Consider the following 11030-nt stretch of genomic DNA (forward strand, 5'->3'; position numbering starts at 1 on the left):
AGGATCTTCACCAGCAATGGCCGACGAGACCCCGAACCCCACCCCTGAGCCAGTGACGCCCGAGACCGAGGGTGGCGCTATCACCCAGCGCGTCGAGCCGGTCGGCCTCGACGCGGAGATGCAGCGCTCGTACCTCGACTACGCGATGTCCGTCATCGTCTCGCGTGCGCTGCCCGACGTCCGGGACGGCCTCAAGCCCGTCCACCGCCGCGTCCTGTACGCCATGTACGACGGCGGCTACCGCCCCGAGCGCGGCTTCTACAAGTGCGCCCGTGTCGTCGGCGACGTCATGGGCAACTACCACCCGCACGGCGACTCCTCGATCTACGACGCCCTGGTGCGGCTCGCCCAGCCGTGGGCGATGCGGATGCCGCTCGTCGACTCCAACGGCAACTTCGGCTCCCCGGGCAACGACCCGGCGGCCGCCATGCGCTACACCGAGTGCAAGATGGCGCCGCTGTCGATGGAGATGGTCCGCGACATCGACGAGGAGACCGTCGACTTCACGGACAACTACGACGGCCGCTCCCAGGAGCCGACCGTCCTGCCCGCGCGGTTCCCGAACCTGCTGATCAACGGCTCGGCCGGTATCGCGGTCGGTATGGCCACCAACATCCCGCCGCACAACCTGCGCGAGGTCGCGGCCGGCGCCCAGTGGCACCTGGAGCACCCGGAGGCCTCGCACGAGGAGCTGCTGGACGCGCTCATCGAGCGCATCAAGGGCCCGGACTTCCCGACCGGCGCCCTGGTGGTGGGCCGCAAGGGCATCGAGGAGGCGTACCGCACCGGGCGCGGCTCCGTCACGATGCGCGCGGTGATCGAGGTCGAGGAGATCCAGAACCGCCAGTGCCTGGTGGTCACCGAGCTGCCGTACCAGGTGAACCCCGACAACCTGGCGCAGAAGATCGCCGACCTGGTGAAGGACGGCAAGGTCGGCGGCATCGCCGACGTCCGCGACGAGACGTCGTCCCGTACGGGTCAGCGTCTGGTGATCGTCCTGAAGCGGGACGCGGTCGCCAAGGTCGTGCTGAACAACCTGTACAAGCACACGGACCTGCAGACGAACTTCGGCGCCAACATGCTGGCGCTGGTCGACGGCGTGCCGCGCACGCTGTCCCTGGACGCGTTCATCCGCCACTGGGTGACGCACCAGATCGAGGTCATCGTCCGCCGCACGCGCTTCAGGCTGCGCAAGGCCGAGGAGCGCGCCCACATCCTGCGCGGTCTGCTGAAGGCCCTGGACGCGATCGACGAGGTCATCGCGCTGATCCGGGCCAGCGCCACGGTCGACGTCGCGCGCACGGGCCTGATGGAACTCCTGGAGATCGACGAGATCCAGGCGAACGCCATCCTCGAGATGCAGCTGCGCCGGCTGGCCGCGCTGGAGCGCCAGAAGATCGTCCAGGAGCACGACGAACTCCAGGCGAAGATCACCGAGTACAACGCGATCCTGGCCTCGCCGGAGCGCCAGCGGCAGATCGTCCACGACGAGCTGTCCGCGATCGTCGACAAGTTCGGCGACGACCGTCGTACGAAGCTGATCCCGTACGAGGGCGACATGTCCATCGAGGACCTGATCGCCGAGGAGGACATCGTCGTCACGGTCACGCGCGGCGGCTACGTCAAGCGGACCAAGACGGACGACTACCGGGCGCAGAAGCGCGGCGGCAAGGGCGTGCGGGGCACGAAGCTGAAGGAAGACGACATCGTCGACCACTTCTTCGTCTCCACCACCCACCACTGGCTGCTGTTCTTCACGAACAAGGGCCGGGTGTACCGGGCGAAGGCGTACGAGCTGCCCGAGGTCGGCCGGGACGCGCGCGGCCAGCACGTGGCGAACCTGCTCGCCTTCCAGCCGGACGAGGCGATCGCCGAGATCCTCGCGATCCGTGACTACGAGGCGGCGCCGTACCTGGTGCTGGCCACCAGGTCCGGTCTGGTCAAGAAGACGCCACTGAAGGATTACGATTCGCCCCGCTCCGGCGGCGTGATCGCGATCAACTTGCGTGAGCGCGAGGACGGCTCGGACGACGAGCTGATCGGCGCGGAGCTGGTCTCGGCCGACGACGACCTGCTGCTGGTCAGCAAGAAGGCCCAGTCGATCCGGTTCACGGCCTCGGACGACTCGCTGCGCCCGATGGGCCGTGCGACCTCCGGTGTGAAGGGCATGAGTTTCCGTGAGGGCGACGACCTTCTCTCGATGAATGTGGTGCGACCCGGTACGTTCGTGTTCACTGCCACCGACGGTGGGTACGCGAAGCGGACCGCCGTCGACGAGTACCGCGTCCAGGGTCGCGGCGGCCTCGGCATCAAGGCCGCCAAGATCGTCGAGGACCGTGGCTCCCTCGTCGGCGCGCTGATTGTCGAGGAGAGCGACGAGATCCTCGCCATCACCCTGTCCGGCGGTGTGATTCGCACGCGAGTCAGCGAGGTCAGGGAGACGGGCCGTGACACCATGGGCGTCCAACTGATCAACCTGGGCAAGCGCGATGCCGTGGTAGGCATCGCACGTAACGCCGAGGCGGGGCGCGAGGCGGAGGAGGTCGACGGCGAGGACGTCGTCGACGAGTCCGCCGAGACTGCCGCGGCCAACGGCACGGACGAGGGTGAGGCGCCCTCGGCCGAGTAGCACGAGGAGTGAGTCATCGTGAGCGGAGCCACGGGCGCTGGGTCGGCCGGTACCTCCACGGGTACGGAGACGAACGGCGGCGGCCGTGGCTCCGCCGCGAGTGCGGGGGGCCACGGTGACTCGCACACCACGAATCTGAGGCCGGTGAAGGCCGCGACGCAGGACTCGTCCTCAGCTGAGACGCATGGATCCCAGGGGGGAACTGTGACGGACACCCGAAGCCCGCAGACACACGGCGGGGGCATTCCCGGCTCCCCGCTGCCCGGGGAGCGGCACCCCGAGCAGCCCGCCGGGCCGTACCACCCGCCGCAGGCCTATCCGGCGCAGCCGCAGGCCGATGTGACGCGCCGGCCGCGCACGGGGGCGAAGACGGCTCCGCGGACCCGCAAGGCCCGGCTGCGCGTCGCGAAGGCCGACCCGTGGTCGGTGATGAAGGTCAGCTTCCTGCTCTCCATCGCGCTGGGCATCTGCACGGTCGTCGCCTCGGCGGTGCTGTGGATGGTCATGGACGCGATGGGCGTGTTCTCCACGGTGGGCGGCACGATCTCGGAGGCGACCGGCTCGAACGAGGCGAACGGCTTCGACCTCCAGGCCTTCCTCTCCCTCCCCCACGTGCTGACGTTCACGGCGATCATCGCGGTCATCGACGTCGTCCTCGCGACGGCGCTGGCGACGCTCGGCGCGTTCATCTACAACCTCTCCGCCGGCTTCGTCGGCGGCGTGGAACTGACGCTGGCGGAGGACGAGTGACCCCACCTGCCGGGCTCTTCTGACAGTCCCCCGCCAACCGATTTTGGGACTGCCCGCCTCGTGCGCTAATCTTCAGGGGTCAGCGCGCGGGACACACACCGCAGAGCGCGGCGGGGCTATAGCTCAGTTGGTTAGAGCGCATCCCTGATAAGGATGAGGCCACAGGTTCAAATCCTGTTAGCCCCACAGAACGAAGACCCCCGGTCCGGATGGATCGGGGGTCTTCGGCGTTGTGGCCATGTTCAGCGCGAAGGTCGCCGGGCGAGGGCTCCCGTGCGAGGGGCCCCGCGCGAAGATTCCGGTGCAGAGGTTGCAGCGCGGAGATTCCGGCATGAAAAAACCCGATCGCTGGCGACGGGGGATGCACCAGCGATCGGGCTATGGCCAAGGGTAACAAGGTTGGTTGGGCTGGGGGAGCCAAGTCGGTAAGGAATCTGTAGGCAACCTGCGTGAAGTGACGGGCAGTTGGCTGATCTCGACCGGATCGGTGTTCGGGCGCCGCAGGATCAGCGGGGGCACGGGGGGTCGTACGAGAGGCGGGGCAGGTACTCGTGCCATTTCCGCTCGGTCAGCACGCCCATGGTGACGGCGCAGATGTGGCTGATTGCCGACTCGGCGTCCAGGCTCCACAGGCGGACCGTGTCGACGCCGCTGGAGACGCCGAGGACATGGCTGCCGGGGCTGAAGGACAGGAAGGTGCCCGACTTGGCGTAGGGGCTCATCGACTGGCCGATGGGGGTGGCGGACTCCGGATCGGTGACGTTCCACAGGCGGACCGTGTTGTCGTTGCCGCCGCTGGCCAGGGTGTGGTCGCGGGCGCTGAACGTCAGGGACGTGACCGCCTCGGTGTGGCCGGTGAGCGGGGAGCCGAGGCGGCCCGGTGCGGCCGGGTCGGTGACGTTCCACAGCCGGACCGTGTCGTCGTCGCTGCCGCTGGCCAGGGTGTGCCCGTCGGGGCTGAAGGCGAGCGCGTTGACCGGTCCCGAGTGGCCGGTGAGCGGTCGGCCGAGGGCGGTGGCCCGGCCCGGCCGGGTGACGTCCCACAGGCGGATCGTGCTGTCCGCGCTGCCGCTGGCCAGGGTGCGGCCGTCGGGGCTGAAGGCGAGGGCGTCGACGTAGCCCCGGTGGCCGGTGAGGGGGGCGCCGAGCGGCGCGGGCCGTGCGGGGTCGGTGACGTTCCACAGGCGGATCGTGCGGTCGTCGTAGGCGGTGGCCAGGGTGCGGCCGTCGGGGCTGTAGGCCAGGGCGTTCGGGCCCATGAAACGGGTCCGCAGGGTCAGCGGGGGACCGGCCAGGACCGGGCGGGCCGGGTCCGAGACGTGCCACAGGTACACCGTCCGGTTCCCGGTCAGCACGGCCAGGGTGTGGCCGTCGGGGGAGAACACCATCGAGCGCTGGCCCCCGTCGGCGGCCATGAACGGGGTGCCGAGCGGCACGGGCCGGCCCGGCGCCGCCACGTTCCACAGGCGCACCCTGCCGTCGCGGGCGGCCGTGGCGAGGACCTTGCCGTCCGGGCGGAACGCCCCGCCGCGGCCGATCATGTCCGACGTCGGGATCGACCACAGGCGGACCTTGCTGTCGCCGCTGCCGGTGGCGAGGGTGTGACCGTCGGGACTGAACCCGAGGGCGTACATCTCGCCGCTGCTGCCCGCGAGCGGCTCGCCGACCTGGGACGGGGCCGCGGGATCGCTGACGTTCCACAGGCTCGCGGTGCTGTCCGCGCTGGCGACGGCGAGCCGGCCGCCGTCGGGACTGAAGGCCACCGACCAGATCGGCCCGGTGTGACCGGTCAGCGGCGCGCCGATCGGCTCGGGGCGGGCGGGGTCGGCGACGTCCCACAGCCGGACGGTGTCGTCCGCGCTGCCGCTGGCCAGAGTCCTGCCGTCGGGGCTGAACGCCACCGAGTGCACGAGGTCCGTGTGGCCGGTCAGCCGGGTGCGGAACGGCTCGGGGTGCCGCGGGTCGGCCACGTTCCACAGGCGGATGCCGTCGTCGTCGCCGCCCGTCGCGAGGGTGCGCCCGTCGGGGCTGAAGGCCACGGAGCGCACGGCCGCGGTGTGGCCGCGCAGGACGCCGAGCGCGGTGGCCCGGCCGGGGTGGGCGACGTTCCACAGGCGGACCGTGTGGTCCTCGCCGGCGCTGGCCAGGGTTTTGCCGTCGGGGCTGAAGGCGACCAGGTAGATCGTGCCCCGGTGGCCGGTCAGGGGCGCGCCGAGCGGCTTGGGGCGGGCGCGGTCGCTGACGTCCCACAGGCGGACCGTGCCGTCGTCGCCGGCGCTGGCGAGCGTCCTGCCGTCGGGGCTGAAGACCGCGCTGCTCACCCAGCTGGTGTGGCCGGTCAGGGGCGCGCCGAGCGGCCTCGGCCGGCTGCGGTCGCCGACGTCCCACAGGCGGACGGTGCGGTCGTAGCTGGCGGTGGCCAGGGTCTTGCCGTCGGGGCTGAAGGAGGTGAGGTAGACGGCGCCGGTGTGGCCGAGCAGGGGGGTGGCGAGCGGCGCGTTCACGACGGAGATCAGCCTGCTGTACGTCCCCTCGTCGTCCGGCCGCAGATCGTGGGCGACCAGGTCGAGCTGGGCGGCCAGCGACGGGTCCGTGTGCTGGACCCGGTCGGCCTCGGCCAGCACCTGCTCGAACACGGCGTCGTCCCGCTGCTGCCACGCCACCACCGCCGAACCGGCGGCGAGCACGGCGAGCGCGACCAGCGCCGCCACCGCACCCCGGCTGATCACGAGCGTACGGCGGCGCAGCCGCACCGAGGCGGCCAGGAACTCCATCGCGCCCCGGGTCAGATAGGTGTCCCCGGCGGACCTCGCCCAGGTGCGGGCCTGCTCCAGCCGGGAGCCCCGGTACAGCAGGGAGCTGTCCCGGTCCGAGGCCTCCCACGCCCGGCCGTCCTCCTCCAGGCGCTGGCGCAGCAGATGATCGTTGCGGTCGTCGTCGATCCAGTGGCGCAGCCGGGGCCAGGCGTGCAGCAGCGCCTCGTGGGTGATCTCCACGGTCTCCGCGTCGAGGGTCACCAGCCGGGCGCGGACCAGCGCCTCCAGCGACTCCTCGGTCTTGTCCGGGTCGGCCGACTCCTGGGCCAACTGGCGCCGGGTGCCCCGGCGACGGGTGGCGTGGGTGTCCTCGCCGAGGCGGACCAGGCGCAGCAGGAGCAGCCGGGCGGCGGTGCGGGCGGCCGGGTCGAGGCCGGTCCAGGCGCGCTCGGCGGTGGCCGCGACGGCGCCCTGGATGCCGCCCGCCGCGCGGTAGCCGGCCAGCGTCAGCCGGCCCGCCTTGCGCCGCTGCCAGGTGGCGAGCAGGGCGTGGGACAGCAGCGGCAGCACGCCCGCGTCGTGCGCCCCGCGCGGGCCGTCGGCGCTCACCTCGCGGACGATCAGCTCGGTCAGGCCCGCCTCCAGCTCCAGGCCCACGGCCTTCGCGGGCCCGGTCACCGCCTCGCGCAGCTCCGACGTGGTCAGCGGCCCCAGCACCATGTGCCGGTGCTGGAGCGCGTCGGCCAGCTCCGGGTAGCCGAGGCACTGCTCGTAGAAGTCGGCGCGGATCCCGAGCACCACGAGCACGGGGGCGGGCCCGGCCGAGTCGGCGGGCGGCGTGCAGGCCGCGTGCAGGAAGTGGACGAAGGTGCGCCGGGCGGCCTCGTCGGCACAGAGAGTGAAGGTCTCCTCGAACTGGTCGACGATCAGGACGGGGCGGGGGGTGGGGGGGAGGTCGGGGGAGGTCGGGGTGCTGGTGGCAGGTGCGGCGGGGGTGGGGGTGCGGGGGGTGCTGGTGGCGGGTGTGCTGGGGGTGGGCGTGCCGCCTGTGGGGGTGCCGGTGGCAGGGGGCTGCGGGGTTGTCGGTACGTCCTGGGGAGCCGCGCTTGCAGCCGGGGCCGGGTCCGCAGCCGCAGCCGCGTCCGGGGCAGGGGCCGGGCTGGGGTCCGTCGTCGGTCCGCTGCGTGCCCACTGCGTCAGGGCCTCCCGTACCGCGCGGGCGATGTGCGGGGCGTCGGCGCCGGAGAGGGCCGGGTTGCGGGTCGCCTTCTCCTCGGCCTCGCGGGCCGTGGCGGCGAGGGGGGCGAGAGCCGGGACGCGGCGGGTCAGCTCGCCGAGCGGATCGGCTCCCGGTACGAGCTGGAGCACCGGGCCGGGCCTGCCGCCACCGTCCTCCAGGGCGCCGCCCTGCACCGCCGGGACCAGGCCCGCGTTGAGCAGCGACGATTTGCCCGCGCCCGAGGCGCCGACCAGCACGACCAGCCCGCCCGTCTTCTCCGCGGCGCGCAGCTGGGCGACGAGCGCCTCCGTGCTGCGCTCCCGGCCGAAGAACCACCGGGCGTCCTCGCGCCGGTAGGAGGCCAGTCCCCGGTAGGGGCACACCCCGCCGGCGACGGGCGGGGCCTGATCCGGGGCCGGCAGCCGCTGCTGTTCCTCCGCGGCCGGGCGCTCGCCCACCGGGTCGGCCAGCGCCCTCTCCCACAGGCGCTGCCACTGGGTGAGGTCGTACAGGCCGCCGGAGACCGGCGTGGGCCGCGCGCGGCGCGCTTCGGGGATCAGGATCTGCAGGACCGCCGCGAGGGCGGCGAACTGGGCCGGTACGTTCTTGGCGCGCCGCCAGTCGCTGATGCGCTGCGCGGACACCCGTACGGGGCGCCCGCGCTCGTCCACCCGCTGGAGTCGTACGACGGCCTCGGACACACTCTTGAGGGGAGGGTTGCCGGCTTCCTTGTAGAGCAGCGCGAGGCGCTCGGCGAAGGCTGTGCGTGCCCCTGAGTCGGAACCCAAGGTCCCACCCCTTACTTCCCCCGCAGTCTGTACGTCCGGACCGGAAAACTCACCTTATACGGCTGACCTGCGGCGAAGCCCTGGTCCGGAATCCGGGACCTCCTCGGCGGCAGCACCAGGTGGCAGGATCACATCGCGGTGGCGGAACAGTCACGCACCGTCCGGACAGGCCATCGGCCCACGCCCCGAAGGGGCGGCCCGTGGCGCCGAACGTTCTCGGTCAACTTCCTCCGGAGACGGACGCCGGCCGTGTCGACGGTCGACCTTCCCGAGCCGGCGGAGTCGTCCGCACCCTGTCGGTCCGCGCCGGCACGCCGACGCGACGCGGACCGGCACGGCCCGTTCCGTTCGGTACCGGTCCCCGCGTGGGGAGGGACCGGTGCCGGACGGGCGGCGAAATCTCCTCCGAGCCTCTTCGGGCCGCCCATTGATCGCGCACCGACCGCTCTGGATATCTGACGGCACGTCAGTTACGGTCACCTCGGCCCGCCGTTCCCGAAGGGGTTGAGTGCCATGCCGAGTGCCGTGGGAAAAAGCCCTGTCTGTCCGCAACCGCCCGGTGCGCCGCGCTGGGTCGCGATGTTCTACGAGCCGGCCAGGACGACCTGGGAGGTCGGCGCCGACTCCCCGTACCGGGCCCCCGTCCTGTACGCCGTCGGCGACATGACCCGGACCGTGCGGGCGCGCGGCGACGAGGTGACGGTCGCGTTGTGGGGCCCGCAGGACGGCGCCTGGCACCGCTTCGACACCCCGGACACCACCCCCGCGCCTCCGCCTGCGCCCGCACCGGACGCCCCCGGGAAGCCGAGCACCAGCCGTGCGGAGCGCATGGCCGACCGCCGGCAGCAGGTGCTCATGGCCGGGCTCGGCAAGGCCGGGCTCTACGACCTCGCCACCGACGACGTGCGCGCGATGGAGACGATGGTCGACCTCCTGGACGAACCCACCCTGCGCCGCGTGGCCCACTGGCTCGCCACGGCGGGCGGGGCCCGCGGTTCCCTGCCGCCGGTTCAGGGCGGTGCCGACGGGGCAGGGTCGTCGTAGGTCTCGGTCGGCTGTGGTGGGAGGGCGCATGAAGGTGTCGGTGGACCGGAACGTGTGTTACGGCTCGGCCGAATGCGCGCACCGGGCTCCGTCGGTGTTCGCGTTCGTCGAGGGATACGGCGTGGTCCGGTCCGGCCAGGAGGACACCGGAGCGGACCCCCTGGTGCGCGAGGCCGCCGAGAAGTGCCCTTCGCAGGCGGTTCTCATCGACGAGTGAGACGGGCCTGCCAGGCCGCCCGGTGGATCCCGTGGATCCCGTGGATCCGGTGGATCCAGTGGGCCGTGTGGATCTGGTGGATCCGGTGGGTGTTTCTCAGTCGAGGCCGGCCGGGTGGTGGTGCCAGCCCGTCCGTGCCAGTGCGCGGGCGCGTTCCTCCGCCACCGCCATGCGGGCCGCGCGTTCCTCCGGGTCGGTGTGCAGGGGCAGCCCGGTGATCTGGCCCTCCCACTTGCGGTAGAGGAGCCCGACCTCCTGCGTGAACCACCCCCGGCTGACCGCGCTCAGCGCGAGGAGCAGCCCGGTGTCCTCGGACGCGGGCAGGGCCATCCAGCCGCCGAGGGCCATCAGCAGGTCCCGTCGGGCGAAGAGGGTCGCCGGGTGCACCTGGGCCCGGAAGCCGTGCGCCTTCCAGTGGTCGAGCACGCTCCCGCGCTCCAGCGGCCCGTGCTCCGGGTCGTCGGGGAAGCCGGCCGTGGAGCCGTCGGGCAGCAGGTCCAGGACCCGGGAGGTGGCCCAGCCCAGCGTGCGGTCGGCCTCCAGCGCGGCGAGATCGCGGGCCAGCGTGCCCGGCATGAGCTGGTCGTCGGCGTCCAGGACCTTCACATAGGGGCCGTCGGCGTGTGCCAGGGCCATCGTGCGGGCGGTGCCCGGACCGCCGTGGCGCCCCTGGTGGAAGACCACCCGCGGGTCGTCGGGGACGTACGGGCGGACCTCGTCCGTCCGGCCGTCCTCCTGGACCACCCAGATCCACTCCCAGCCGTCCGGCAGCTCCTGCGCGCACAGGGACCGGTACGCGTCCGGAAGGAACCGGGCGGACGGGGCGTGGACAGCGGTGACAACGGTGATGCGCCGGGGCACGGCGGCACTCACCACCTTTCCAGACGTGTGGTGAAGACCAGTTCCGTGCGGTCGGCGGGCAGGACGACATGGGAGACGTCCACGACACGGTCGTCGATGCCGTACGAGGTCTTGCGGAGCAGGATCACCGTCGAGCCGGGCGGAAGCCGCAGCTCACGGGCCTCTTCCGGGGTCGGCGGGCGGGCGGTCAGGCGCTCCTCGACGCGGTCCACCTCGACGCCCACGGTGTGCAGCTGGTGCTGGGTGCCGCCGGGCCAGGGTTCCTTCGACTCGTCCAGCAGGTCGGGGTTGGCCGCGACCAGGTCGTAGAGGACGTACGAGGTCACGAGGCTGAAGGGGGCCGGGTCGTCGGCGCACCGGGTGCGGTAGGTGCGTTCGAGCAGTGCGGTGCCCTCCGGCACGCCGAAGGCGTCCGCGAGGTCCTCGGGCGCGTCGGTCCTGCGGTAGCGGGCGAGGAAGACGAGGTCGTGCGGTGCGAGTCCGGTGTCGTGCTCGGTGGCGCCGGTCCCGGCGCGGGTCGGTCGCGGCCGGCGGGCCCGGTCCTTCTCCCACTGGTGCCGCCCGTTGTCACGCACCGCCCGGGTACGCGGGCTCCCTGCCTCCTTGGACACGCGACCAGGCTACGGCGCCCCGGCGGGGCGCGCCGAACCGGTGACAACGGACGGGTGGTGACAACGGACGGGTGGTGACAACGGACGGGTGGTGACAACGGACGGGTGGTGACAACGGACGGGTGGTGACAACGGACGGGTGGTGACAACGGACG

7 protein-coding genes and 1 tRNA gene are annotated in these 11030 nt (G+C 72.4%); 5 read left to right on the forward strand and 3 right to left on the reverse strand.

The features are described from left to right. The first annotated feature begins 16 nt into the window (after positions 1–16). From gyrA to ACGFYV_RS11810, 3 genes are all read left to right on the forward strand, one after another. Positions 17–2629, forward strand: coding sequence for a DNA gyrase subunit A (gene gyrA, locus ACGFYV_RS11800; protein ID WP_393878191.1), 2613 nt, complete (start codon positions 17–19; stop codon positions 2627–2629). A gap of 18 nt (positions 2630–2647) precedes the next feature. After that, positions 2648–3379: a DUF3566 domain-containing protein gene (locus ACGFYV_RS11805; RefSeq protein ID WP_393878192.1), complete on the forward strand. Its 732-nt coding sequence runs from the start codon at positions 2648–2650 to the stop codon at positions 3377–3379. A 112-nt stretch (positions 3380–3491) separates the two neighbouring features. Then, positions 3492–3565 (forward strand) — tRNA-Ile (locus ACGFYV_RS11810). Between the two features lie 320 nt (positions 3566–3885). Here ACGFYV_RS11810 and ACGFYV_RS11815 read toward each other — a convergent pair. Continuing rightward, on the reverse strand, positions 3886–8142 hold the full coding sequence (locus ACGFYV_RS11815; RefSeq protein ID WP_393878193.1) for a hypothetical protein: 4257 nt from the start codon (positions 8140–8142) through the stop codon (positions 3886–3888). 579 nt (positions 8143–8721) lie between these two features. On the opposite strand from ACGFYV_RS11815, the gene ACGFYV_RS11820 reads away from it, so the two are divergent. Together ACGFYV_RS11820 and ACGFYV_RS11825 are read left to right on the forward strand one after the other, a co-directional pair. Next, positions 8722–9186 (forward strand): hypothetical protein, encoded by a 465-nt coding sequence (locus ACGFYV_RS11820; RefSeq protein WP_393878194.1) that lies wholly within the window; start codon positions 8722–8724, stop codon positions 9184–9186. 28 nt (positions 9187–9214) lie between these two features. Then, positions 9215–9403 (forward strand): ferredoxin, encoded by a 189-nt coding sequence (locus ACGFYV_RS11825; RefSeq protein ID WP_393878195.1) that lies wholly within the window; start codon positions 9215–9217, stop codon positions 9401–9403. Positions 9404–9499: 96 nt separating this feature from the next. Here ACGFYV_RS11825 and ACGFYV_RS11830 read toward each other — a convergent pair whose 3' ends face one another. Together ACGFYV_RS11830 and ACGFYV_RS11835 are read right to left on the reverse strand one after the other, a co-directional pair. Continuing rightward, positions 9500–10264 carry a glycosyltransferase family 2 protein gene (locus ACGFYV_RS11830; RefSeq protein ID WP_393878196.1) on the reverse strand — a complete coding sequence of 255 codons (765 nt, stop codon included), beginning with the start codon at positions 10262–10264 and terminating at the stop codon, positions 9500–9502. Positions 10265–10272: 8 nt separating this feature from the next. Then, a complete protein-coding gene (locus ACGFYV_RS11835; RefSeq protein ID WP_393878197.1) occupies positions 10273–10875 on the reverse strand; it encodes a GntR family transcriptional regulator in 603 nt (200 codons plus the stop codon). Between the last annotated feature and the right edge of the window lie 155 nt (positions 10876–11030).

It is taken from the genome of Streptomyces sp. NPDC048297 (assembly GCF_043201585.1).
In the GTDB taxonomy this organism is placed as follows: domain Bacteria; phylum Actinomycetota; class Actinomycetes; order Streptomycetales; family Streptomycetaceae; genus Streptomyces.

Bases quoted from the DNA above. Each gene is read 5' to 3' on its own strand.
- gyrA (WP_393878191.1), top strand. From the start codon at position 17: ATGGCCGACGAGACCCCGAACCCCACCCCTGAGCCAGTGACGCCCGAG.
- ACGFYV_RS11825 (WP_393878195.1), top strand. From the start codon at position 9,215: ATGAAGGTGTCGGTGGACCGGAACGTGTGTTACGGCTCGGCCGAATGC.
- ACGFYV_RS11820 (WP_393878194.1), top strand. From the start codon at position 8,722: ATGTTCTACGAGCCGGCCAGGACGACCTGGGAGGTCGGCGCCGACTCC.